A 25,767-nucleotide genomic window follows, 5' to 3' on the forward strand; every position below is an offset into this window, starting at 1 on the left:
ATCGGAGCAGATGCCACCCGGCTCCCTGTCCGCAGCCACTTTACTTAAACCCCCATTTTCTTCCGGTGCACGAGGTAGGACTGCACCATCAGATAGCCCGGGTAGATGAGGCAGAATACCGGCAGCAGGTAGTTTGCCGGGAATCCGAGCTTTTCCAGATAACCGTCTACAAGTATGAAGATGACGATGAGCGGCAGTACATAAGAGATATATCCCCTTGTCCAGTTGGGCAGCTTAAGCCCTTTGCCGCAGTTGACTTCTTCGCTGTATTTCTTCCAGCCCCATCCATAGCGGTAGGTGCAGAACAGCAGATACAGCAGAGAGCCAAGCGGAAGCAGCGTATTGGATACGATGAAGTCCTCAAGGTCCTGTACGGTGCTCCCTGCGCCGAAGGGCTGGAAACCGCTTAATAGGTTGAACCCAAGGGCACATGGAAGGGAGAGCAGTATGACGGCGACTGCATTTACGGCAACCGCTTTCTTACGGCTCCAGCCAAAATCCATAGCAAATGCCACGATATTTTCAAACACCGCGATGATTGTAGTCAGAGCGGCAAAAGCCATGAACGCGAAGAACAGGGAGCCCCAGACCCTTCCGCCGGCCATTTCGTTAAAGGTAGCGGGAAGGGTGACGAAGATAAGGCCAGGTCCGCTGCCTGCGTCGATGTTATATGTAAAGCATGCAGGAAAGATGATCAGCCCTGAAAACAGGGCAACCAAAGTATCCAGAACGACTACGTTCAGACTCTCCGACACGAGGGAATGGCCTTTCCCGATGTAGCTCCCGAATATAGCCAGCGCTCCGATGCCGAGGCTCAGTGTGAAAAATGCCTGCCCAAGTGCGGCGAAGATAATCTCACCGAGGGTATAGTTCTCAAGAGCTCTGCCAAAATCAGGAATGAGGTAAAAGGCAAGTCCTTCCTTTGCTCCGCTTAGAAGAAAGCTGTGCACGACCAGTATGAGCATGACGACAAACAATGCACCCATCATATACTTGGATATCTTTTCTACGCCGTTTCGGAGGCCTCTGGAACAGATGAAGAATCCGATGACGGTCACGACGAGCATCCATAGAACCTGCTGTGAAGGGCTGGCAAGAAAGCCGGAGAAGGCGGAATTGATCTGCTCCGCGTTTTTGCCACCCAGTGATCCGGCAGCGGTCTTGAAGAAATAAGCGAGCATCCACCCGCCGACTGTCGTATAGAACATCATTAGCATATAGTTTCCAACCAGGGGGACGAACTTGATAAAATGCCATTTCGTGCCCTCTGGTTCCAGTACCTCAAAAGATCTGGCGGCGGATTTCTGTGAGGCCCGTCCGACGGAATACTCCATCGTCATAATCGGAAGCCCGAGTAGAATCAGAAATACAAGATAGATCAGTACGAAAGCAGCACCCCCATACTGCCCGGTGATATACGGGAACCGCCACACGTTGCCCAGTCCTACGGCACAGCCGGCGCTGATGAGCAGGAAGCCGAGCCGTGATGAAAATTTTTCTCGTGTGTTCATTTTGCTACACTCCTTATAAAATAACATGCTGCCCTCGGGAAAACATACAGACCGAGGGTACTTCCCCTATTCTACTAAATAGAGTGAGGACGTGTCAATCATCAAATGCATGTTGACAAACACAGCTATAGCGGATATGATAATTACACTCGTCAAGTAATTCTATTTCTATCAGACAACAAATCAGTTCATCATCATGCGGGGAATCCCCGTCCATGGGAGCAATCATCCCAGATTTTCCTTCGATCAATAAGAAAAGGAGAATGCATATGAAACACGTAGCCAGACAATGGAGGCCGTTGGCGTCCGGTTTATTTTTGCTGCTTTTATCTATTGCCTTTACGGGACTAAAAGAGGTGGAGGTGCGGGCCGCGTCCGTGTCTCTCGTACAGGGAGAGGCAGTCTATTACCAGGGTTATTCGACACACTATTATTATATAGACGGTGTCCTCGGATACTGCCTTGAACCGGGTAAGACGCCGCCGACCGATGGAAGCTATGATTCACAAGTCATCGATAACAGTCAGCTTCTGAGTAAAGCCATGTATTATGTCTACGGAGGTCCGGGCTATGAGACCCATATGAAACCTGCGCTTCCGGAAGCATGGAGATCTAAAGAGAGTGTCTACTGCCTGTCCCACTGTGTTCTGTCGTACATATATGACAACTTGAGCGGGGACAGTGATGCATTCATCGGCCTGAATGAGGAGATGAAGAATCTGGTCATACAGTGCGCTTCATGGATCAAAGGATGGCCTGCCATACCGGCTCCCGATATCTCGTTCTCCGGCAAGGAGTTCAAAAGCTGGTTCGACAGAGAAGGAAAGCAGCAGAGGACGGATGAGATAACGTGTGTCGGCGATGCGGACAACAGCATTACGATTCCGCTTCCGGAGGGGGTGTGGCTTGTCAATGCTACCAAAGGGACAAAGAAGGCCGGAAAGGTTCAGGTGATGGGAGGCGACCGCTTCTATCTGTCTGCCGACGCCGGAATACTTAACGATGAACGGTATGAGAGCGGATTGCTGTATGGCAGCCGCCGGCAGGCGTGGCGGACTTTAGTGGTCAGGCCCGGAAGCAATGGGCAGAATATCGGCGGCGGAAGCCTGATAACGGTCGAGACAGCGCCTGCTTCTCTGGCAGTGACGTGGCTTCCGAAGCCGGAACTTGACACGGACAAGCAGGCGGATAAGACTGGTAAGTCCTATAAGCTTGGGGATATTGTCACCTATACGATAGAAGTGACGCAGCGCATTCAGGATGCGGTTGCCAAAAATGTCATCATATCAGACACGATTCTGACCGAGGGGGTCAAGCTTCAGAAAAATTCTGTCGTCCTTCTGGACGCTCATCAACGCGCCGTATCAGACGCAACAATCACTGTGGAAGGGAACACTTACAGCATCCATTCGGGCGAGTCACTGGAATTTCTTCAGAGCGTGGAACGTGGAGAGAAGTTCTATGTGGAATACCAGATAGCCATTACCGATGCATCTGTCATCGGGAAGGAGATAGAGAATGAAGTGATCGTGAGGGCGGATAATGCGGACGAGGTAAGGGACCGTGAGATTGTCACGGTGGAGGAGCCTGAGACGCCGAAGGAACCCGAAGAACCGGAAGAGGTGCCCAAAGAAGTTCCAAAAGAAGAGGAACCCGGAATCGAGGAGCCCGAAGCAGAACCCGCCCCAGAACCGGTAGCAAAAGCAGAGGCGGTCAAGACGGGGGATGAAGAAAATTTGATGGTTCTTATCTTATTACTCATTCTTTCTTGCACCGCAATCACCGCCTGTGGTAAAATAGCACGTAAGACTAAGTAGATGAAGGAGGCGTCATAAGATATGGGAATGACGATGACACAGAAGATTCTCGCGGCACATGCGGGGCTTGACCATGTAGAGGCGGGCCAGCTGATTGAAGCGAAGCTCGACGTAGTTATGGCTAATGACATTACAGGGCCGATGGCGGTGCCTGTATTTAACCAGATGGCGGATAAAGTATTTGATAAGGATAAGGTAGTCCTTGTACCGGATCATTTTACGCCGAACAAGGATATCAAATCTGCGGAGAATTCCAAGTCCATCCGTGAATTTGCAAAGAATCAGGGGCTGACCCATTATTATGAAGTGGGCCAGATGGGAATTGAACATGCAATCCTGCCGGAGAAGGGCATAACTGTCGCGGGGGAATGCATCATCGGAGCGGATTCCCACACGTGTACATACGGAGCGCTCGGAGCATTTTCCACCGGTGTCGGAACTACAGACATCGCGACAGGTATGGCGACAGGAGAGCTGTGGTTTAAAGTTCCTTCTGCCATCAAGTTCGTGCTGACCGGAACGCCTTCCCGGTATGTGAGCGGTAAGGATATCATCATCCATATTATCGGAAGGATCGGCGTGGACGGTGCCCTGTACAAGTCCATGGAATTTACAGGGGACGGCATCCAAAGCCTTACGATGGATGACCGTTTTACGATGGCGAACATGGCTATCGAGGCCGGGGCGAAGAATGGAATTTTTATCGTCGATGAGCGCGCCGAAGCATATATGAAAGAACACTCAAAAAAGAGCTACACGATATATGAGGCGGATGAAGACGCCTCCTATGATGAGGTCGTAGAGGTCGATCTTGCCAAGGTCCGTCCTACCGTGGCATTCCCGCATCTCCCCGGCAATGCGAAGACGATAGATGAGATTGAGGCCATGGAGCCAATCAGGATAGACCAGGTAGTCATCGGTTCCTGCACGAACGGACGTATGGAAGATATGAGAAGGGCGGCAGCAGTATTGGAGGGGCATAAAGTACACCCGGATGTGCGTGTGATGGTCATACCTGCCACGCAGAAGATTTATAAGCAATGCATCAGGGAAGGGCTGGTAGATATCTTTATCGATGCTGGGTGCGCCTTCAATACGCCGAGCTGTGGTCCATGCATGGGCGGGCACATGGGCGTGCTGGCGGCAGGAGAGAAGTGTGTTTCCACTACAAACCGTAACTTCGTAGGCAGAATGGGACACGTGGATTCCCTGATCTACCTTGCATCCCCTGAGGTGGCGGCGGCAAGCGCCATAGCGGGGTATATTGCGAATCCAGAGAAAGCAGGTGACAGATAATGAGAGCATCAGGACATGTATTTAAATATGGAGACAACGTAGATACAGACGTAATTATTCCGGCACGGTATCTGAACTCCTTTGACGGAAAAGAGCTGGCCGCTCACGCTATGGTTGATATCGACCCGGAATTTGCCGGTAAGGTCAGGCCCGGAGATATGATTGTGGCTGAGAAGAATTTTGGCTGCGGGTCCTCCAGAGAACACGCGCCGCTCTGTCTGAAGGAGGCAGGAGTAAGCTGCGTGATTGCAGAGACATTTGCACGTATCTTCTACAGAAACGCGATCAACATCGGGCTGCCTATCATCGAATGCCCGGAGGCCGCTCAGGGGATAGAGGCAGGTGATGAAGTGGAAGTGGACTTTGACAGCGGAATGATATACAACAAGACAAAAGGTTTAAGCTTTCAGGGACAGCCGTTCCCGGAATTCATGCAGAAGCTTATCGCAGCCGGAGGGCTTGTGAATTATACGAACGGCAAGAAGAAATAGTGAGGATTATCTGATATGGGAAATGAGAGAGGAAATGGGGCGGCGCTGCTGCCGATAGGGGTGTTTCTTGTAATATTCCTCGGTGCAGGCATCGTGACGGGAGACTTTTATGCGATGCCCGCCATCGTGGCATTTTTGATAGCGCTGTTTACAGCATTTATACAGAACAGAGGGCTGAACTTTCAGGAGAAGATCAGGGTCATCTCCAGAGGGGTGGGGGATGAGAACATTATTACGATGAGCCTTATCTTCTTGTGCGCCGGAGGGTTTTCCGGCGCTGTGACAGCAGCCGGCGGAGTGGAGAGCACGGTCAACTTCGGCTTATCTATCCTGCCTGCCAAGATTGCAGTCGTGGGCTTGTTTATCATCGGCTGTTTCATCTCAGTGTCCATGGGCACGTCGATGGGAACGATAGCTGCACTTGCGCCGATAGCCGTAGGCATCAGCGAGAAGACAGGATTCTCGCTGGCAGTCTGCATCGGAGCGGTCGTGTGTGGAGCAATGTTCGGGGACAACCTGTCCATGATATCGGATACGACCATCGCGGCGGTCAAGACGCAGGGATGTGAGATGAAGGACAAGTTCCGGGAGAACTTCCTCATCGTTCTTCCGGCAGCCATCATTACGATTATCATCTTCCTTGTCATCACATGGAACGGTAACGCCAGCGTGGCCGCAGGCAGCTATAATATCCTGCGTGTCATCCCGTATATTCTCGTGCTCGTCGGGGCACTGATCGGCATCAACGTGTTTGTCGTCCTGATAGGCGGGACTGTCGTATCGCTCGTCGTGGGAGTAGCCACCGGCAGCCTTGCGGCAGGCGAGATGTTTTCAGCCGTCGGCAGTGGTGTGACAGGCATGTATGACATCACGGTCATCTCCATCGTCGTGGCCTGCATCGTGTCGCTGGTGAAAGAATTTGGTGGCATCCAGTTCATTCTGAACCTGATTAAGCGGAGTATCAGAGGACAGAGGGGAGGAGAGGCCGGCATCGCGGGGCTGGCACTTCTTGTTGACATGTGTACGGCGAACAACACGGTCGCCATCGTCATGGCCGGCCCTATTGCAAAAGACATCAGCGAAGAGTTCGAGATATCACCGAGACGGTCCGCGTCCCTGCTGGATATATTTACGTCTGTAGGGCAGGGGCTGATTCCTTACGGGGCGCAGCTGCTCTCGGCGGCAAGCCTTACGGGGCTGACACCATTTAACATAATGCCATATTTGTTTTATCCGATATTGATGGCAATCAGTGCAATTCTATTTATTGCATTCAGGAAAGCGAATTGAAAGGATGGAAGAGATGAATCTACATTATAAGAGCACAAGAAATTCCAACTTGAAGGCTACAGCATCCGAGGCCGTGCTGAAAGGTCTTGCGCCGGACGGCGGGCTGTTCGTTCCGGAGCGCATCCCAAAGCTGGACATCCCGATGGACAGGCTCAAAAGCATGAGCTATCAGGAGACGGCATATGAGGTGATGAAGCTGTTCCTGACCGATTTCACGGAAGAGGAGCTTAAGACCTGTATCAGCAGGGCATATGACAGCAAGTTCGACACGGAGGAGATTGCTCCGCTTGCAAAAGTGGGTGATACGTATTATCTGGAACTGTTTCACGGCTCTACGATTGCATTCAAGGATATGGCCCTGTCCATACTTCCATACCTTATGACGACATCAGCAAAGAAGAATCATGTGGAGAATGAAATTGTTATACTGGCGGCTACGTCAGGTGATACAGGGAAAGCGGCTATGGCTGGCTTTGCGGATGTGGACGGTACGAGAATCATCGTGTTCTACCCAAAGAACGGCGTGAGCAAGGTCCAGGAGCTTCAGATGGTCACGCAGAAGGGAAATAATGTAGACGTGGTGGCGATACACGGGAACTTTGACCATGCCCAGAGCGGCGTGAAAGCGATGTTTGAAAATGCGGAGCTGGCAGATAAGCTGGCAGATAACGGATACCAGTTCTCATCGGCCAATTCCATCAACATCGGCCGGCTTGTCCCCCAGGTCGTATATTACGTCTATGCATATGCGAAGCTGTTCGGGGAAGAGGAACTGTCCGCGGGCGAGAAGATGAATGTAGTCGTTCCGACCGGCAATTTCGGCAACATACTGGCAGCGTATTATGCGAAGCAGATGGGCGTGCCGATTGGCAGGCTTATCTGCGCTTCAAATGAAAATAAGGTACTGTTCGACTTCTTCCGCACGGGAACGTACGACAGGAACAGGGCATTCGTGCTCACGACATCCCCGTCCATGGATATTCTGATTTCCAGCAACCTGGAGCGCCTCATCTACCTTGTAACCGGTGAGGATTCCGGTCAGACTTCCAGATTCATGGAAGAACTGAGGGACGGTGGAAGTTATGCGCTTACGGAAGAGATGAGGGATAGATTGAAAGATTTTGAGGCCGGATACGCGACAGAAGCACAGACGGCAGATCAGATCAGACGCATCTATGAATCCACCGGATATGTACTGGACACGCATACGGCCGTAGCCTCATATGTATGTGACGAGTACAGGAAGACGTCAGGAGATGGCAGCAAGTGCCTCGTGGTCTCAACGGCCAGCCCTTATAAGTTCGTTAAGAGCGTCATGACATCCATCGACAGCACGTATGAAGCAGAAGAGGATTTCCTCCTGCTGGACAAGCTGGAAGAAGTGTCAGGGGTGGAGATGCCCCGGGCAATTGCAGATATTCTCCATGCAGATGTGCTCCACAGGACGGAGTGTGACGCGGATAAGATGGAAGATACGGTAAAAGAGATATTAAATATACGATAATTGAGGTGTGACAGATGCTGAATGGAATATTTGGAATATTTGGACTTGGATGTGGACTATATTGTCTGTATGCGTACTTTATGATGAAGACGAAGAAGGAGATCAATACGACGATTCTGCTGCCGAAGGATGCGAGATACAAAAAATGCAAGGATGTGGATGCCTACTGCAGAGAGATGTCCCCTCCGCTCCTGACACTCGGGATTATCGTAACCGCATACGGCGGGCTGGACTTATACAATACTTACATGGGCGGCATAGGTGTTTTGTTCCTCATAATGTTCGCGCTCGTCTGGTTGGCGCTCATCTGGTTTTTTGTGGCCGTGCGCAAGTGCAATAAGAAATATTTTGGAGTGTAGAAAGAGAAAATGCAGGATTAGAAATCGAATCCTGCATTTTTTGTAATTATTCATACAATACATACAACAATTATGAGATAAATGAATGATAAAAAACATAAACTTTCGTGAAAACATTGTTAAAGTCTTGACTTTTCTTCTGAAAAATGAGATAATGAATCAAATTTGGAATTTTAAGGAGGAAAAGAGACATGGCAACAAAAGCATATTATCCGATTAGTGAAATTGGTGCCGGGAAAACTGGTTTTTCCAAAACCCGCTCTATCATTGAAGCAGCATTTTATGGAAATAATGTTGTTCCGGTTAACACATTAAAAGAGGCATACAACCTGGCTAAGAACTCACCGGGAACGATTGTTACAGATATGCCCGTATATAGGGGAGAAGAATTTGGTCTTGACAGCGATGCCAGAGTATTGTTATTCAACGACGGCGCAGTGACAGGCCGCTATGCAGGCGCACGACGCATCAAAGGAGAACCAGGAGTAGATGCAGCCAAGCTTGACAAGGTGACGATGGATGCGGTATATGAATCACGCTGGAAGACGATGTACCATGCAACCGTATATGTTGGTCTTGATACAGAATTCATGGTGAAGGCACATCTTCTTATTCCAGAGGGAGAAGAGAACATCATGTACAACTGGATGCTGAACTTCCAGTATATGGCTGACGAATATGTCAAGATGTACAAGAATTCCAAACCGGTAGGCGACGGCAAAGAGCCAGATATCTATATTTTCTCCGACCCGCAGTGGTTTCCACAGGACCGCCCGGATGTTGATTACAGCTGCCTGAGCGATCCTCTTACGCTCTGCTATTTTGATACTGCTGAGAACTGTGCATGTATCCTCGGTATGAGATACTTCGGCGAGCACAAGAAAGGCACGCTTACGATGGCATGGGCGATTGCCAACAGAAATGGCTATGCTTCCTGCCATGGCGGACAGAAAGAGTATACGCTTCCTGACGGTTCCAAATATGTTGCATCTGTATTCGGACTTTCCGGATCAGGCAAGTCTACGCTCACACATGCAAAACACGACGGCAAGTATCCGATTACGGTTCTCCATGACGACGCGTTCATCATCAATACAGACACTTGTGCTTCCGTAGCGTTAGAGCCGACATACTTTGACAAGACGGCGGACTACCCAACGGGCTGCGATGACAACAAGTACTTATTATCTGCCCAGAACTGTTCCGCGACGCTGGATGAGGACGGGAAGATTCAGTTAGTGACGGAAGATATCAGAAACGGCAATGGACGTGCCATCAAGTCTAAATTATGGTCACCAAACCGTGTGGATAAGATAGATGCACCTGTAAATGCTATCTTCTGGATTATGAAAGACCCGACGATTCCGCCGGTAGTCAAGCTGAAAGGTTCCGCGCTTGCATCTGTCATGGGAGCGACGCTTGCGACAAAGACATCTACCGCAGAACGTGTTGCCGCAGGAACGGATCTGAATGCGCTCCGTATCGTTCCTTACGCTAACCCATTCAGAACATATCCTCTTGTCAATGACTACGAGAAGTTCAAAAAGCTTGTAGAAGAGAAGGACGTAGACTGCTATATCGTCAACACCGGCGATTTTATGGGCAAGAAGGTTCAGCCGAAAGATACGCTCGGCATCCTGGAAGCAATCGTGGAGAGAAAAGCTGACTTCAAGCAGTGGGGACCATTTGAAGATATCGAAATCATGGAGTGGGAAGGATTTGTTCCTAACCTGGATGACGCAGACTATAAAGCGCAGCTCAAGAATGCAATGATGAACCGTGTCAACGCAGTAGAGAAGTTCGCTACCGCAAAAGACGGTTATGATAAGCTGCCGGATGAGGCGCTCGCTGCACTCAACAAACTGGTAGAAGAATTAGCATAATCAGCTTAATAAAGCTGTAAAAATGTGCCAGCTGTCACAGCCGGCACATTTTTGTTGAAAAACGAGAGATAATAGAGTATAATGATTTTAGGAAAACCTGGGATGCACGACAACTCCTGTTATTTTGAACCTACAAAACTTTAAACGGGACTCTTATATCTCTGTAATATGTCAGGCCCCCGATTTCGCAGGGGAAGGCAGAAAAGCAGATGCGGACACCCACCTGGCTGCGGCTAGGAGTCAAAATACAGGAACCGGCATTTTGGGGATCTTACTAAAGATAAAGGGCAGTCGTATATCATACGGCTGTCTTTTTATAATATCATAGGAAACTTCGTTCCCTATGATACAAAAACCCTCCGGGAGGATGCGCACTCGGTTTCATATTTCAGAAGATGATTTTTATGGCATTCCGGTCTATTTTATGGATGCTGACATAAATATAGAAAAAACCGGTGGACAAGAGGTACATAGTGTGAGACGAAGAAAAAAAGAAAAATATCTATATTATGGGATGGCGATTCTCGTCACCCTGTTTATCATAGTCGGCCTTGTGTCGGCACTTAAGGGCACGGGCAGGATAAAAGGACTGGGCAGGACGGGAACAGAAAAAGGGACCGGCGAAGCAGAAGGCGGACCGGAGGAAAAGAACACAGCTATAGACAACCCGGATATCCGTGTCCTCATCATGGACAACGGATACAGCAACATCGTACATCCAAGTGTCACCATATCGTCCGAAAAAGGGCTGACGCTCACATGCGGGGAAGAAAAAGAAGACTGGGACAAATCAGACAGCCTGACGATAGCACCGGATGATGCCAGGTTCGGGAAGGGGAATATCCGGATACAGGCAAAAGAAGGGAAAGTCACGCTGTCCAGTATCAAGAGAGGATATGGGACGCCTTCCTACAGCGGAATCATAGAACTTCGGACTACGGCGGAAGGTATCGTCATCATCAATGAACTGCCTGTGGAGACATATCTGTGCGGGGTCGTGCCGAGCGAGATGCCGGCTTCCTATGAGCTGGAAGCGCTGAAGGTCCAGGCGGTCTGCGCAAGGAGCTATGCATACCGTCAGATGGCGGACTATGGTTATCCGGAATACGAGGCGCACGTGAATGACAGTACGGACTATCAGGTGTACGGCAATTCCGAGGAACAGGAATCCACGTCCAGGGCCGTCGCTGAGACGGCAGGGCAGGCCGTCCGGTATCAGGGCGAGGTCGTGACTACATACTACTATTCCACCTCCTGTGGGAGGACGACGTCTATGGAAGCCTGGGGAACCGCACCAAGCGACAGCAACGGCTATCTGCAGAGCGTGGACGTGTCTGACGGGGAGACAGATTATGAAAAGGATCTTCCATGGTACAGATGGGAGGCAGCAGTTCCGGTACAGACGCTGTCCAACCTGGTCGGTCTGAACACCGGAACAGATGTCGGTACTCTTACCAGCGTGGAAGTGACGAAGAAAGGCCCCGGAGACGTGGCCCTGCAGATAAAAGCGACCGGCAGCAATGGAAGCGTTACAGTCGACACGGAAAATAAGATCCGCAGAGCCCTTGGGGGAAAAGGGTATCAGATAACGAAGCAGGACGGCACGGTCATAGACAGCAGCGCGCTGCTTCCAAGCGCTTTCTTCAACATCGAGAAGACCGCAGACGCGTTCGTCATCAAAGGAGGAGGATATGGCCATGGCATCGGGATGAGCCAGAATGGTGCAAACGAGATGGCAAAGCAGGGCAAGGATTACAAAGAAATCCTGACCTTATTTTTCCACGATGTCACGGTAGAATGACAGACATCTACTCACGGAAGGTGAGCGACGTATCAGTCATCGTATCGATGATTGCAAGAGATTCCAGATGGATGCCTTTCTGCCGTATGATCTGCCCGCCCTGCTGGAACCCTTTTTCTATAACGATGCCGGCGCCCTCTAAGGTTGCGCCGGCTTCTTCTATTATGTCAAGAAGTCCCATGAGTGCGCAGCCATTAGCGAGGAAATCATCGATGACGAGGACATGGTCGTCAGGATCCAGGAATTTCCGGGAAAGGATGACGTCATATACTTTCTTATGTGTAAAAGATTCTACCTTCGTATGGTATACTTCGCCGTCTATGTTAATACTTTGCGCTTTTTTGGCAAATACTACTGGTACATGGAAATACTGGGCCGCAATGCAGGCGATGCCGATGCCGGACGCCTCGATGGTCAGAATCTTCGTAATCTTGTCACTTGGAAATCTGCGGCGGAATTCCTTCCCTATCTCGTTGATCAGGCCAATATCCATCCTGTGGTTGAGAAAGCTGTCTACCTTTAGTACATTCCCTGGCTTTACCGTTCCGTCTTTCAGGATTCGTTCTTTTAAAAGCTGCATGATTATACCTTCCTTACCGTATTCTATGTATACATCATATACTAACGTATCGCCTTTCGTTTTTCAATAGACAAAGATGGAAAAATCGGGTAAAATAAAGGGAACGCAGTAGGAGAGAGCTATGAAGAGTTTTAAGAGAATATATAAAAAGGGAACAGAGATATCGCAGGAAATAACGGATGATCATGTGGGGGCATATGCGGCGCAGTCTGCCTTCTTTTTTATGCTGTGCCTCATACCTATCATATTGCTTATGATTACCATGGTCCAATACACGCCGGTGACAAAAGCAGATGTGATGACTGCGGTAATACAGGTATTTCCCTCATCGGTGGATTCCCTGATCACATCCATCGTGAACCAGGTATACAACCAGTCTACCGGTATCATCCCTGTTACGGTAGTTGTGGCTTTATGGTCAGCAGGAAAAGGTGTTCTCGCCATGACAGGAGGTCTGAACTGTGTGTATAACTGCCGTGAGACGAGAAATTATATCTTCCTGCGTATCCGGGCGACACTATACACGGTAATGTTCATCCTTGTCATTATCTTTCTGCTCGTACTGTCCGTATTCGGCAATACGCTCAACATCTTTATCGCAGAGCACGTATCGATACTGTCCAGGCTGGCCGACTGGCTGATTCGGATGCGTGTATACATTACGCCGGTTGTCCTGATGGTCTTCTCGCTTCTCATATATAAGTTTCTGCCAAACCGGAAGGACTCGTTAAAGAAGCAGATACCTGGCGCCATCTTTGCCGCCATCGGGTGGATGATCGTATCGTGGATATTTTCTGTATATGTAGATCTGTTCAAAGGATTCTCAGATATGTACGGAAGCCTGACGACGATAGTGCTCATCATGCTCTGGATGTATTTCTGCATGTACAGCATCCTGCTCGGCGGGGAGATAAACATACTCATGTATGACAAGATACTGACCGGTTCATCAACGAAGAAAGCAAAATCTTAAAGTTTTAGCCTTGACATACGTATTTGTTGTGTTAGAATATATTAGTATAAATTGACAAAAGCTATGACCGCGTCAGTAGAGACCCATCTTCCACTAGAGAGAGGAAACCACAGGGCTGAAAGTTTCCTTTGGTTCAGATGGCAATCGAATTTCCCGCGCGAGCTGCATCTTTGAAGTTCCGCATATTTTAGTAGGAGATGCCGTATGTGCACGTTACGCATTTGAGCGCCCGCCATACGGCGGGAATCAGGGTGGTACCGCGAGCTATGACCTCGTCCCTTTTGGGGCGGGGATTTTTTAATTGGTAAAGGAGAGAAGAGATGAAAGAGAAATTACAAAGCATCAAAGAGGAAGCGCTGAAAGCTATCGAGTCAGCTGATGTGCCTGAAAAGCTGAATGATGTGCGTGTAAGATTCCTCGGCAAGAAGGGAGAGCTTACCGCAGTGCTCAAAGGGATGAAAGATGTCGCGCCAGAGGAGAGGCCTAAGGTAGGCCAGCTTGTAAATGAGACAAGGGCCGCTATCGAGGAAGTGATGGAAGATACCCGCAGGAAGATGGAAAGAGCCATCCGGGAAGAGAAGATGAAGCAGGAAGTGATTGACGTCACGCTGCCGTCCAAAAAGAATATGGTCGGACACCGCCACCCGAATACCATTGCCCTGGAAGAGGTAGAGCAGATATTCGTAGGGATGGGCTATGAGGTAGTGGAAGGCCCTGAAGTGGAATATGACCTGTACAATTTTGAAAAGCTGAATATTCCGGCTGACCATCCGGCAAAGGACGAGCAGGATACGTTCTATATCAATAAAGACATCGTGCTTCGTACGCAGACATCTCCCGTACAGGCACGAGTTATGGAACAGGGGAAGCTGCCCATCCGTATGATAGCGCCGGGGCGTGTCTTCCGTTCTGACGAGGTGGACGCGACCCACTCCCCTTCTTTCCATCAGGTTGAAGGGCTTGTCATCGATAAGAATATCTCTTTTGCAGACTTAAAAGGGACGCTTGAAGTATTTGCCAAGGAACTGTTCGGTCCAGAGACCAGGACGAAGTTCCGCCCGCATCATTTCCCGTTCACGGAGCCTAGCGCGGAAGTTGACGTGACATGTTTCAAGTGCGGAGGAAAGGGCTGCAGGTTCTGTAAAGGCTCTGGCTGGATAGAGATTCTCGGCTGCGGCATGGTTCACCCCCACGTACTGGAGATGTGCGGCATCGACCCGGAGGAATACAGCGGTTTCGCATTTGGCATGGGGCTGGAGCGTATCGCTCTGCTGAAATATGAGATAGATGACATGCGGCTGCTTTACGAAAATGATATAAGATTTTTGAAGCAGTTCTAAGGTTGAAAGGAGATAGGAATGAATACATCATTATCATGGATCAAAGCGTATGTGCCAGGTCTTGAGGCAGCTGCGCAGGAATATACGGATGCGATGACATTATCCGGAACAAAGGTAGAGGGATATGAAGAGCTGGATGCCGACCTGGATAAGATTATCGTCGGTCAGATCAGCAAGATTGAAAGGCATCCGGATGCAGATAAGCTCATCATCTGCCAGGTGGACATCGGAGACGGATCCGTACAGATCGTTACCGGTGCGGATAACGTGCATGAGGGAGACAAGATACCGGTCGTGCTTGCAGGAGGACGCGTGGCAGGCGGCCATGAGCCAGGAACCCGTGTGGCAGGCGGAATCAAGATTAAGAAAGGGAAGCTGCGCGGTGTGGAAAGCGACGGCATGATGTGCTCCATCGAAGAACTGGGATCCAACCGCGATATGTATCCGGATGCGCCGGAAGAAGGCATCTATAGCTTCCCCGATGAAGTGGAAGTGGGGGCAGATGCCGTGGAAGTGCTCGGACTGCATGACGTCGTATTCGAATATGAGGTGACTTCCAACAGAGTGGACTGCTACAGCGTCATAGGGATAGCGAGAGAAGCGGCAGCTACGTTCGGGAAAGAGTTCGTACCGCCTGTCGTCAGACAGACAGGAAACGAAGAAGATGCCGGGGACTATATCAAAGTTACGGTAGAGAATACGGACCTTTGTCCAAGATACTGCGCAAGGGTAGTCAAAAACATAAAGGTAGGGCCTTCTCCGGAATGGATGCAGAGAAGGCTCGCGTCTGTAGGAATCCGCCCTATCAACAATCTCGTGGATATTACGAACTATGTCATGGAGGAGTACGGACAGCCGATGCACGCCTATGACCTGGACAAGATCGAGGGGAAAGAAATTATCGTGCGCACAGCCGGAGCCGGTGAAACGTTCACAACCTTGGACGGACAGGAGCGGCAGCTGGATGAGTCTGTCCTCATGATATGCGACGGGCAGAAATCCATCGGTATCGCCGGAATCATGGGCGGAGAGAATTCCATGATTACCGATGACGTTAAGACGATGCTGTTCGAGGCGGCCTGCTTTGACGGAACGAATATACGTAAGTCAAGCAAGAAGGTGGGACTTCGTACCGATGCGTCAGGCAAGTTTGAAAAGGGGCTCGACCCGAACAACGCGCAGGCGGCGATAGACAGGGCATGCCAGCTTGTGGAAGAGCTGGGAGCCGGCGAGGTAGTCGGCGGCATCGTAGATGTATATGGGAAGAAGAAAGAAGCAGTGAGGGTTCCGTTTGACGCGGACGCGATCAACAATCTTCTCGGTACTGCCATACCGAAGAAAGAGATGCTCGGATATCTGAACCGGGTAGGCCTGACATATGACGAAGCCTCAGATGAGATTATCGCACCCACCTTCCGGCATGATATCTTCTGTATGGCCGACCTTGCAGAAGAAGTGGCCAGATTCTACGGATATGACAATATACCGACGACGCTCCCGAGGGGGGAGGCGACGAACGGTAAGCTGTCCTTTAAGCTGCGTGTGGAAGAAGTGGCAAGGGATATCGCCGAATTCTGCGGCTTCAGCCAAGGGATGACCTATTCATTCGAAAGCCCGAAGGTGTATGACAAGCTGATGATTCCTGCAGAAAACCCGCTCAGGAATGCAGTAGAGATTATGAATCCGCTTGGGGAAGATTACAGCATCATGCGTACGACTTCTCTGAACGGCATGCTGACTTCTCTGGCTACAAACTATAACCGGAGAAATAAAAATGTAAGGCTGTATGAACTTGGCAATATCTATCTGCCAAAGTCCCTTCCGCTTAAAGAGCTCCCTGAAGAACGTATGCAATTCACGCTTGGAATGTACGGGGACGGCGACTTCTTCAGCATGAAAGGCGTGGTGGAAGAGTTCTTCGAGAAGGCCGGACTGCACGGGAAAGAAACGTATGACCCCGACGCAGGCAAACCGTATCTTCATCCGGGACGACAGGCCAACATCATATACGATGGAGCTGCAGTCGGCTACCTCGGAGAGGTTCATCCTGATGTAGCGGATACGTATGGTATCGGTGAGAAAGCATATATAGCAGTTATCGATATGCCTGAGATAGTATCGCGAGCGACATTCGACAGGAAGTATACGGGCATAGCCAGATTCCCGGCTGTGACACGCGACATCAGCATGGTGATGCCAAAAGACATACTTGTCGGACAGGTGGAAGAGACGATTGAGAAGAAAGGCGGAGCGTATCTCGAGAGCTACGCGCTTTTCGACCTCTATGAAGGCGCGCAGATTAAAGCAGGCTATAAGTCAGTGGCGTATTCTATCGTCTTCCGTGCAAAGGACCGCACGCTTAACGATGCTGATGTGACGGAGGCGATGGACCGTATCTTAAAGGCACTGGAAGGCATGGGAATCGAGCTGCGTAAATAATTTCAGGAGGACGGAAGATGAATAAAAAGCAGATAGGCGGCCTTATATTAGCCGTCGTCCTGTTTATAGCAACAGGAGTTATCAGTGTTTTGACCAATATAACAGCACAGAACCGCCTTGCAGATGTGGCAGGGCAGATACTTACCGGAGGGTATGAGCTAGACGCTCCGGTCAAGGACTATATAGCAGTCGTGAAAGTGGAAGGCACGATTCAGGAGCAGACTTCCCCGTCTCTGTTCGAGACGGAACAAGGATATCAGCATACGACGACCATGGAGTATATCGATTACCTCATGAGCGATTCCAACAATACAGGGATACTTCTCTATGTGGACTCCCCGGGGGGTACCGTGTATGAAAGCGAGGAACTGTATCAGAAGCTGAATGAGTATAAAGATGCAACCGGCCGTCCTATATGGGGATATATGGCTCATTACGCCGCATCCGGCGGGTATTATGTATCCATGGCGGCAGATAATATCTATGCGAATCCGAATACGACAACAGGCTCGATCGGCGTAATCATGGCGGGATATGACTTATCCGGGCTCTATGAAAAGCTTGGAATCCGGTATGTAAGCATAACGAGCGGTGCGAACAAGGATTCCAGCCAGCTGAGCGAAGAACAGATTGCAATCTATCAGACCCAGGTCGATGAGTCCTATGGCAGGTTTGTAGACATCGTGGCCGACGGAAGAAGGATGTCGGCAGATGAAGTGAAAAAACTTGCAGACGGAAGGACCTACACCGCAAAACAGGCGGAAGAAAACGGACTCATAGATAACATATCGCTTTATGAGGATATGAAGGCAGATATGGGGAAGGAACTCGGGACAGATATATTCTATGAACTAAAGTCAAAGACCTCAGCGCTTACGTCCCTCTTATCCAGTATAAAAGAGATTGTACCTAAGTCAGAGGCACAGGTGCTGACAGAGACTGCCAGCGAGAAGGAAAATGGGGGGCTGATGTATTATGCAGAACAGCTACGATAATGGTCCGGCAACCTGTGCCGGATTCTGGGTCAGGGCCGCAGCCTATGCGATAGACAGCGTTATCGTCTTTTTCGGCCTTCTCATCGTACGTCTCATAATGAGCGGGGTCATGTCCATGACAGAAGGAACGGCCTTTAGTGGAGGCATCCTCTTCCAGTATACGTTAAAAGATATCGCACTTTACCTTGTACAGGTGCTGTATTTTATCCTATGTACTTATTTTACCGGAACGACCCTTGGGAAGAGGGCGATGAATCTGCGTGTGGTCTCAGAGGAGGGGAAAAAGCTGACACTTCTAAATGTCGTATACAGAGAGACGGTCGGGAGGTTTCTGAGCGGCATCATTCTCTACATCGGTTATATCATAGCCGGTATCGACCCGCAGAAGCGGGCGCTGCATGATATTCTCTGTGACACGAGAGTCATCTATGCGCGCAGGGTGAAGGTATATCCGGTATATCAGAGGCCGATGCCGCCTGTGCCAGAGAAGGAGGCCCCTCAGAAGACGGGATACCATATGGCAAGGCCGGAGCAGGAAAGTCCGGCTGTACATGAGGAAGACAGACCGTAGACAATATATTCTTATTAGAAGGGATTCATTATGAGACGTCAGGATTTTTATTATGAATTGCCGGAAGAATTAATAGCGCAGGATCCGTTAGAGGATCGCTCCAGCTCCAGACTCCTTGTATTAGACAAGGAGTCTGGTTTGGTCTCTCACCGTGTATTTAAGGATATCACGGATTATCTCCATAGGGGAGACTGCCTTGTTATTAATGACACGAAAGTGATTCCGGCGAGGCTAATTGGTTCCAAGATAGGAACAGATGCAAAGATAGAAGTATTATTGCTGAAGCGGAAAGAAGATAATGTCTGGGAAACGCTCGTTAAGCCAGGTAAGAAAGCTAAGGTTGGAACGAGGATTAGTTTTGGGGACGGGATTCTGATTGGTGAAGTCATCGAAGTGGTGGAAGAAGGCAACCGCCTCATACAGTTTTCCTACGAGGGTATCTTTGAAGAGATTCTGGACCGCCTCGGACAGATGCCGCTTCCCCCATATATAACCCATCAGCTCGAAGACAAGAATCGTTACCAGACGGTCTATGCAGCGCACAGTGGTTCGGCGGCAGCGCCGACAGCGGGCCTTCACTTCACGCCCGAATTATTGGAGGAGATCCGGCAGAAAGGTATCGATATAGCGAAGGTAACGCTGCATGTGGGCCTGGGAACCTTCCGTCCGGTTAAGGTGGATGATATCATGGAACACCACATGCATTCGGAGTTCTTCCAGATAGATGAAGCGGCTGCCATGAAGATCAACAAGGCGAAAGACACCGGAGGAAGAGTCATCTGCGTCGGCACGACGAGCTGCCGGACTATCGAGTCTGCAGCCGGAGCGGACGGTCACATAAAAGCAGGCAGCGGGTGGACGGATATCTTCATCTATCCGGGCTACAAGTTCAGGCTTCTCGACTGTCTGATAACAAACTTCCATCTGCCGGAATCGACCCTGATAATGCTTGTGTCAGCGCTGGCGGGAAGGGAGAATGTCCTGGCGGCGTATGAGGAGGCCGTGAAGGAGAGGTACCGGTTCTTCTCGTTTGGAGATGCCATGCTGATTGTATAAAACCCGGCGGTATGTTATTCAAACGGGAGCCGTATATTCATACAAGTTTAATAAGTAATTATCAGTAAACGGCAGCTACATCCTATAGGATACAGTTGCCGTTTTTTTAAAATTAGACTGATCTGCTGACGAAAGTAACATAGCGCTTTTCGAGCTCCTGATACATTTCAGTTCTCCAGCGTCTCTTTCTGGTATGGCAAGCTGTTCTTATCTATTTGGTATATAGTCGAGACTCTGATATAGATAGCGTGCTTTTGCAAGTAGAAGCGGAAAACGATTCTAACAGATAACCTATAAATTCGTATAAACATTTATTTTGAGGTTAAAATATGATATACTATAAGATAAAAGCGAGGTATGGTATTTATGGAGTATATATTCGTGGAGTACAAAAATCTGCTGGAACGCAAAGTGAAGCTAGAAACAGAATTACAGACGCTGGTACAAGGCTATATTTCGAAAAAGACAATTAAAGGTAAGACCTACTGCTATCTGCAGAATAGAGTTGGCGGGAAGTTAATAAGCCAATATTTAAAGAGTGAGGAAGTGGATGAGATCACAGAGCAGATTGCGCGCCGCAAGCAATATGAGGTAGAATTGCCAAAGCTGAAAGCCCGGCTTAATGAACTGGAACAGGCTGCGAGGTTACTTGGGAAACATATCAGCCGCCGACTCATGCTTTTGAAGCTTAGTACAGGAATGGACAGCTTGTCTGCGGAACAAAAAAGGCAGAGTTCGTCCTTTGCCGGTGCCATGAACGCTATCGAGGGAATCCCAGTCAGCGAACATACAGCGCAGGAGATTGCGGCTTGGCAAAACGGAAACAAACCTTTCATTTCGATTTTTGAAGCGACGCTCAAGCGGTATGGCTTCTTTGCGGAGGTGTGAAATGCGAGATCCTTATTTATATGACGACGCTGACGTACTGATAAACCTTGCCGGCATCAAAGACACGGAACTTCTGCACAAAGCGGAGGCGGACATTACCAATCTGGCGATGACAAGCATTTATAATCGGCAGTACGAGAAATTTAACACGGATACGATCAAAGATATTCACTGTACCATTTTCGGCCAGATTTATGACTGTGCTGGAGAATTCCGTACCATTCAGATGATCAAGCCGGAAGACGTATTGGGCGGCGACACGGTGCGATATGCGTATCCCAAGGAGATTAAAAAGCAATTGACGGCTTCTATGAAAGAAATTGCCAAGCTGAAGCGAAACGGCCAGAATGACAAAGACGTTGTATTTCGTCTGGTCAGGATCATTGCCCAGATTTGGCAGACGCATCCCTTCCGGGAGGGAAATATCCGCAGCGTTATCGTCTTTGCGGTATTGTTTGCCAAGTCGCTCGGTTTTGAGGTGGATCACGAGCTGTTTAGAGCACATTCCATTTATGTACGCAGCGCCCTTGTTTGGGCATCGCAGGGGATATATGCAAAGTATGAGTATTTGGAACGTATTTTCTTTGACGCGATTCTCCATGACGCGATAACTTCCGATGAGACAGATGCATCTGCTAATAGGAAATATGAAAAGGTCGGCGATTACATGGTTCAGGATTACAAAGAGCGGCCGCACGAATATCAGGATCATGAAAAATCCAGAAAATAGGAGTAAGAAATGATGAATGGACAAAACAGATCTGATGTGAAGGTTGGATCGACGGTAAAGATTGTCCTGAAGGCGGATCAGCGTACCGGCAAGTTAACAGATGGTATTGTGGCGAGGCTGCTGACGAAGAGCAGCTACCATCCCCATGGTATCAAAGTGATGCTTGAGGATGGACAAGTCGGCCGGGTACAGGAGATTGTTGAATAGATGATTCCAAATGGTTGGTATCAATATATTCTTGAGGATATGGTATGGGTTGCATGCATTAGAATCATGAACCGATAACCTTGAATGAGATTAATAATAAATTTTAGAAAGGAAATGTGTTCAAGGGGACTTATTATTCGATATATGCCGAAGCTCACATCGGTGAGAAATGGTATAATATCAATCCTTTGATAAAGAAACAGGACGGTTCCTTAAGGGCTTGTCCTATTATTGAGGGGCAGTCATGGCTTAGAGACGCATATGACAAATTAGAGAGGATTCTCAGACAGTGGGGCATCACTATCAATACAAGTTATGCGGAATATAAAGATGAGACGCTTCCGGCGGACGTACTGCCATATCTTCTTAGTAATACCGTGATAGAGGCCGGCGGACAGAAGATAGAACAAAGTGTCTGTGGACTGTACGGTCTGGGGAACGTATTTGAATTATTGGGTAAAACTGGCCAGGCTTTATTGCCGAAAACGCACAGCTGAAAACCGTCTACGTAGACGCTGCTGCATTATCCAGGGACATCGGGGCCCCGACGGGCAGCTACAATGGTGTGTGGAGCATGAGCCCGGTGCCTGAGGATGGCACGACAGTCAGCAAAGCGCAGATCAGGCAGGCGCTTGAGCGGGATGCCACTTCTAATATATCGTGTGGACTGCGTTTCTGTTAACGCTGTTTCCCGGAATTTTGACAGCCTGGACTATCCAAAAGGCATTGTCCGCTGCCATTCATGACTATATGCCTTTTGGAGTTAACTTTATAGGACTTCTTTTATTGTTTGTGTTCCTGAATATAATCTATCAATTGGTAGAAAGCGTATTCTCAATTGGAATATTACAGAGCTGTAAAAAAGGGAATATCAGCGGTATCTCTGCAAGTTCCTGAGTTAATGAAGCTTGCTTATATCTTCCACCGGAGCCATGCACACTCCGTTTTTGCATAGATAGTACATGGCTCCCTTACCAGGTATCGGATAATCACTTACGTAGGGAAGGGCTGTCTCAAGTTTTGCCTCATTTGCCTTCGTTTTGAGGATGACGGACAGATTTATCGGATTGTTTTCCATCAGATAATTCCGTAATGATTCCGGCAATTCGTTGTCAGCCGATACACAGACGAGTTCCCTGGCCGGATATAAGACCTTTATCAGAGCCAGAAGTCCAAAGCTATGGCCTGCAGGGTATTCTTTTATACTTCCGGCAAGATATCTGATTTGTCGTTCCCTCGCCTCCTGCCAGAGTACATCGCACGTATACTGGGCTAACTGAACCAGCAAGACTGCCGCGGCTGAGTTGCCCGACGGAATTGCACCGTCGTAAGTCTCTTTTGGGCGGGTAATGAGAACTTCAGCATCTGAAGCAGTGAGAAAATATCCTCCGTTTTCCTTATCTTCAAAAAGGTCTGTCATCTGGGCGGCAATGTGCAAGGCGTCTTCCAGATACTGTGGCTCATATGTCGTGCGGTAAAGCTCTATGAGTGCCAGACCAAAGACGGCGTAATCATCCAGCTGCCCGGGAGTTGCCGCCTCGCCCTTTCGCCAGCGCAGATAAAGCCTTCCCCGTCTGTCGGTCATAGATTGCCTGATAAATTGGCAGGCGTGTACGGCGGCGTTCCGATAGCGGCTGTCCTCTGTTATCTGAGCGGCTCTTGCCATCGCGATAATCATCCAGCTGTTCCAGGACAGTATGACTTTATCATCTCTGTGCAAAGAGACGCGGTCAAGGCGGTATCCATATAGCTTTTTCAGGCGTGGATCATCAGACGGCCAGGGATTATGGTCCGCATCAATCCTGTTAGGGATACATTTGCCTTCAAAATTCCCCTCTGAAGTAATGTCATAAATCCGACAGAATTCTGCGCCGTCTTTAGGGCCCAATACTTCAAGAACTTCCTCCTTGGAGAAATAATAATATCTGCCTTCTACGCCGTCACTGTCCGCATCCTGCCCACAGTAGAACTCACCGCTTGGGCCGGTCAGTTCCCGCAATACATAATCCAGAGTTCTTCTTGCCGTGTCGGCATACATGTCCTCTCCTGTAATATGATAGGCCTTAAGATAAGATATAGCGAGCAGAGCGTTGTCATAGAGCATTTTCTCAAAATGAGGGACGAGCCATCTCTCATCGGTAGAATAACGGGAAAAGCCGCCTCCGATCTGATCATTCATCCCTCCACGGGCCATTGCGGATAACGTGTGCAGAGCCATCTCAAGGGTGCTGTCATCGGATTCCAGGGCACTGTAGTCAAGAAGGAACAGAAGATTATGAGGAGACGGGAATTTAGGAGCACTTCCGAACCCGCCCCACTTCCTGTCATATTGCTGCTTGAACAAATCGGCTGCCTGCTTCAATACATTTTTGTCTGGGGTCTCCTCCGCTTTGCTTCCGGGAACAGATAAGAATGCAGTAATCTGACGTCCGGTCTCCGACAGTTTATCTCTGTCCCGGCTCCAGAGCAGATGGACTTTCTGTAACAGCTCAAGAAGCCCTGTCTGTCCGTATCGTGGATGCTTTGGGATATAGGTTCCCAGAAAAAACGGCTTTTGGTCCGGTGTCAGAATCGCCGTGAGGGGCCAGCCACCGGCACCGGTTACGGCCTGGCAGGCGGCCATGTATACGGAATCAATATCAGGACGTTCTTCTCTGTCGACTTTGATGCAGACATAATGGCTGTTCAAGAGCTCCGCCACTTCTTCATCTTCGAATGATTCATGTGCCATCACATGGCACCAGTGGCAGGTAGAGTATCCGATACTCAGAAAGACGGGCAGATCTTCCTTCTTGGCCCGTTCAAACGCTTCGTTGCCCCAAGGATACCAGTTTACTGGGTTTTCTGCATGTTGTAATAGATAGGGAGACTTTTCATTTATCAAATGATTCATATTCTTCCATCCTCCTTTTTACGCTTAATGTTCCCGGCGGCAGCATATCTCATTCGTTCCGGCCGCCTGCATGTGCTGCTACTAATCCTTTTCTTTTTTGAATGTTCATAAAATTACGCATCTAATAATGCAAAAGCATGCTGAATCTGTTCCAGAAATCTTTGGGCTGCCTTCGTAAATCTCTGGTATTTTTTCCATACCATATGCATGCTTGCAGTTTTTTGCGGGGACAGGGGACGGAAGCAGAGGCTGCTGTCACTTCCGGTATCGACAAGACCGTCCAGGGTCAGAGCACATGCAAAACCTTCCTCCACCATAAGAGAAACATTATAGACAAGGTTGTAGGTGCCGACGATATTCATCTGGTCGAAATCCTTTTTAAGCCAGCCCGAGAATTGGTTGTTGGACGCAGCCTGTCTGGAAGTCAGGAGGGGAAGGCCCCACAAGTCTTCCGGGTGGATCTCGCTGCGCTTTGCGAGAGGATGGTCCTTTCGCATCAGCAGCCCCCAGACATCAACAGCAGGGATGCGGATATAATCGTAATTCCCGATATCTGAGGCCTCGATAAGCACGGCGAAATCAAAGAGCCCTTTTGCGTAGCAGCTGCCCCTCTTCAGTCAACGTTAATAACGAATATGGCATGGTGGGCATCGTGGGTATTTAAGACGGAATCCATACAGGCGGCCACTGAGCTAGGAGCAAAGGCAGCCATGCCGATACACTGGGGTGCATTTACCCTGGAAGAACATCCGTGGGATGACCCGGCGGAGAGATTCGTAAAAGCGGGGGAAGAAAGAGGGCTTCCAGTCGTTACGCCAATGATAGGTGAGGGATATCCTGAAAGAGAGCCTGGGATAAATTGTATTGCCAATCAAGAAAGAAGTAAGCAGTAACTACCTGCCAGGATTCAGCATAAACTTATAGTAGATATTTGATACACGTATAGTTATGCAGATTCGAGTAGGAAGGATATTATCATGAATAAATATAATAACAGTGACTGTAAGAATGAAAAGCTTTATAATAATAGTTGTAATTGCTGTAGCTGTGGGTGCTGCCGTGGTCCACAGGGAGAACCTGGTCCACAAGGAGAACCTGGCCCACAGGGCGTTCCGGGACCGCAAGGGGAACCCGGTCCACAGG

Annotated in this window: 23 protein-coding genes, 1 other RNA gene and 1 other annotated feature; of the genes, 20 read left to right on the plus strand and 4 right to left on the minus strand. The window is 49.2% G+C overall.

Annotation, left to right across the window (positions count from 1 at the left end; all coding sequences use genetic code 11):
• Nucleotides 1–44: 44 nt before the first annotated feature.
• Nucleotides 45–1,511, minus strand: coding sequence for a sodium-dependent transporter (locus HJV72_RS17660; RefSeq protein WP_208072963.1), 1,467 nt, complete (start codon nucleotides 1,509–1,511; stop codon nucleotides 45–47).
• A 269-nt stretch (nucleotides 1,512–1,780) separates the two neighbouring features.
• Here HJV72_RS17660 and HJV72_RS17665 point away from each other — a divergent pair, with 269 nt between their 5' ends.
• The 9 genes from HJV72_RS17665 (at nucleotide 1,781) to HJV72_RS17705 (ending at nucleotide 11,952) form a co-directional block, all read left to right on the plus strand.
• Nucleotides 1,781–3,328, plus strand: a complete 1,548-nt coding sequence (locus HJV72_RS17665; RefSeq protein ID WP_243765695.1) for an isopeptide-forming domain-containing fimbrial protein — start codon at nucleotides 1,781–1,783, stop codon at nucleotides 3,326–3,328.
• 21 nt (nucleotides 3,329–3,349) lie between these two features.
• Complete coding sequence (leuC, locus tag HJV72_RS17670) at nucleotides 3,350–4,624, plus strand: 3-isopropylmalate dehydratase large subunit (RefSeq protein WP_208072967.1); 1,275 nt, start codon at nucleotides 3,350–3,352, stop codon at nucleotides 4,622–4,624.
• Nucleotides 4,624–5,115 (plus strand): 3-isopropylmalate dehydratase small subunit, encoded by a 492-nt coding sequence (locus tag HJV72_RS17675; RefSeq protein WP_208072969.1) that lies wholly within the window; start codon nucleotides 4,624–4,626, stop codon nucleotides 5,113–5,115. Before leuC ends, HJV72_RS17675 begins: the two co-directional genes overlap by 1 nt.
• 15 nt (nucleotides 5,116–5,130) lie before the next feature.
• Nucleotides 5,131–6,405, plus strand: coding sequence for a Na+/H+ antiporter NhaC family protein (locus HJV72_RS17680; RefSeq protein ID WP_208072971.1), 1,275 nt, complete (start codon nucleotides 5,131–5,133; stop codon nucleotides 6,403–6,405).
• 13 nt (nucleotides 6,406–6,418) lie between these two features.
• Nucleotides 6,419–7,909, plus strand: coding sequence for a threonine synthase (gene thrC / locus HJV72_RS17685; protein ID WP_208072972.1), 1,491 nt, complete (start codon nucleotides 6,419–6,421; stop codon nucleotides 7,907–7,909).
• A gap of 14 nt (nucleotides 7,910–7,923) precedes the next feature.
• Nucleotides 7,924–8,268, plus strand: a complete 345-nt coding sequence (locus HJV72_RS17690) for a hypothetical protein (RefSeq protein WP_208072974.1) — start codon at nucleotides 7,924–7,926, stop codon at nucleotides 8,266–8,268.
• A gap of 191 nt (nucleotides 8,269–8,459) precedes the next feature.
• Entirely contained in the window at nucleotides 8,460–10,151 is a 1,692-nt protein-coding gene (locus HJV72_RS17695) for a phosphoenolpyruvate carboxykinase (ATP) (RefSeq protein ID WP_208072976.1), read from the plus strand.
• Between the two features lie 91 nt (nucleotides 10,152–10,242).
• Nucleotides 10,243–10,424: non-coding RNA, 6S RNA (gene ssrS, locus HJV72_RS17700), on the plus strand.
• A gap of 202 nt (nucleotides 10,425–10,626) precedes the next feature.
• Nucleotides 10,627–11,952: a SpoIID/LytB domain-containing protein gene (locus tag HJV72_RS17705; RefSeq protein ID WP_330619033.1), complete on the plus strand. Its 1,326-nt coding sequence runs from the start codon at nucleotides 10,627–10,629 to the stop codon at nucleotides 11,950–11,952.
• A 7-nt stretch (nucleotides 11,953–11,959) separates the two neighbouring features.
• Here the strand turns inward: HJV72_RS17705 and HJV72_RS17710 are convergent, their stop codons facing one another.
• Entirely contained in the window at nucleotides 11,960–12,532 is a 573-nt protein-coding gene (locus HJV72_RS17710) for a xanthine phosphoribosyltransferase (protein ID WP_208072979.1), read from the minus strand.
• A gap of 121 nt (nucleotides 12,533–12,653) precedes the next feature.
• On the opposite strand from HJV72_RS17710, the gene HJV72_RS17715 reads away from it, so the two are divergent.
• The 10 genes from HJV72_RS17715 to HJV72_RS17760 all read left to right on the plus strand — a co-directional run bounded on the left by HJV72_RS17715 (nucleotide 12,654) and on the right by HJV72_RS17760 (nucleotide 22,228).
• Entirely contained in the window at nucleotides 12,654–13,505 is an 852-nt protein-coding gene (locus tag HJV72_RS17715; protein ID WP_208072981.1) for a YihY/virulence factor BrkB family protein, read from the plus strand.
• Between the two features lie 54 nt (nucleotides 13,506–13,559).
• Nucleotides 13,560–13,788 (plus strand) — a binding site (T-box leader).
• A gap of 37 nt (nucleotides 13,789–13,825) precedes the next feature.
• Complete coding sequence (gene pheS, locus HJV72_RS17720; protein ID WP_066578868.1) at nucleotides 13,826–14,845, plus strand: phenylalanine--tRNA ligase subunit alpha; 1,020 nt, start codon at nucleotides 13,826–13,828, stop codon at nucleotides 14,843–14,845.
• Nucleotides 14,846–14,863: 18 nt separating this feature from the next.
• A complete protein-coding gene (gene pheT / locus HJV72_RS17725; RefSeq protein WP_208072983.1) occupies nucleotides 14,864–17,284 on the plus strand; it encodes a phenylalanine--tRNA ligase subunit beta in 2,421 nt (806 codons plus the stop codon).
• Nucleotides 17,285–17,301: 17 nt separating this feature from the next.
• Complete coding sequence (gene sppA, locus HJV72_RS17730) at nucleotides 17,302–18,279, plus strand: signal peptide peptidase SppA (protein ID WP_208072985.1); 978 nt, start codon at nucleotides 17,302–17,304, stop codon at nucleotides 18,277–18,279.
• Entirely contained in the window at nucleotides 18,260–18,850 is a 591-nt protein-coding gene (locus HJV72_RS17735) for an RDD family protein (protein WP_208072987.1), read from the plus strand. Before sppA ends, HJV72_RS17735 begins: the two co-directional genes overlap by 20 nt.
• Nucleotides 18,851–18,880: 30 nt before the next feature.
• Nucleotides 18,881–19,906 (plus strand): tRNA preQ1(34) S-adenosylmethionine ribosyltransferase-isomerase QueA, encoded by a 1,026-nt coding sequence (queA, locus tag HJV72_RS17740; protein WP_208072988.1) that lies wholly within the window; start codon nucleotides 18,881–18,883, stop codon nucleotides 19,904–19,906.
• A gap of 381 nt (nucleotides 19,907–20,287) precedes the next feature.
• The gene (locus HJV72_RS17745) at nucleotides 20,288–20,794 is read left to right on the plus strand and encodes a hypothetical protein (protein WP_208072990.1); all 507 of its coding nucleotides are present in this window, start codon (nucleotides 20,288–20,290) and stop codon (nucleotides 20,792–20,794) included.
• A gap of 1 nt (nucleotide 20,795) precedes the next feature.
• Entirely contained in the window at nucleotides 20,796–21,524 is a 729-nt protein-coding gene (locus HJV72_RS17750) for a Fic/DOC family protein (protein ID WP_208072992.1), read from the plus strand.
• A gap of 9 nt (nucleotides 21,525–21,533) precedes the next feature.
• Nucleotides 21,534–21,731, plus strand: coding sequence for a YwbE family protein (locus tag HJV72_RS17755; protein WP_330619034.1), 198 nt, complete (start codon nucleotides 21,534–21,536; stop codon nucleotides 21,729–21,731).
• Nucleotides 21,732–21,847: 116 nt separating this feature from the next.
• A complete protein-coding gene (locus tag HJV72_RS17760) occupies nucleotides 21,848–22,228 on the plus strand; it encodes a hypothetical protein (RefSeq protein ID WP_208072994.1) in 381 nt (126 codons plus the stop codon).
• Nucleotides 22,229–22,629: 401 nt separating this feature from the next.
• Here the strand turns inward: HJV72_RS17760 and HJV72_RS17765 are convergent, their stop codons facing one another.
• Both HJV72_RS17765 and HJV72_RS17770 read right to left on the minus strand, forming a co-directional pair.
• Nucleotides 22,630–24,624, minus strand: coding sequence for a thioredoxin domain-containing protein (locus HJV72_RS17765; protein WP_208072996.1), 1,995 nt, complete (start codon nucleotides 24,622–24,624; stop codon nucleotides 22,630–22,632).
• Between the two features lie 113 nt (nucleotides 24,625–24,737).
• The gene (locus tag HJV72_RS17770; RefSeq protein WP_208073005.1) at nucleotides 24,738–25,241 is read right to left on the minus strand and encodes a LysR family transcriptional regulator substrate-binding protein; all 504 of its coding nucleotides are present in this window, start codon (nucleotides 25,239–25,241) and stop codon (nucleotides 24,738–24,740) included.
• A gap of 93 nt (nucleotides 25,242–25,334) precedes the next feature.
• Between HJV72_RS17770 and HJV72_RS17775 the strand changes: the two genes are divergently transcribed.
• Nucleotides 25,335–25,517 carry a hypothetical protein gene (locus tag HJV72_RS17775; protein ID WP_208072998.1) on the plus strand — a complete coding sequence of 61 codons (183 nt, stop codon included), beginning with the start codon at nucleotides 25,335–25,337 and terminating at the stop codon, nucleotides 25,515–25,517.
• The last annotated feature ends 250 nt before the right edge of the window (nucleotides 25,518–25,767 follow it).

This window comes from Extibacter sp. GGCC_0201 (assembly GCF_017566055.1).
Taxonomy (GTDB): domain Bacteria; phylum Bacillota; class Clostridia; order Lachnospirales; family Lachnospiraceae; genus Extibacter.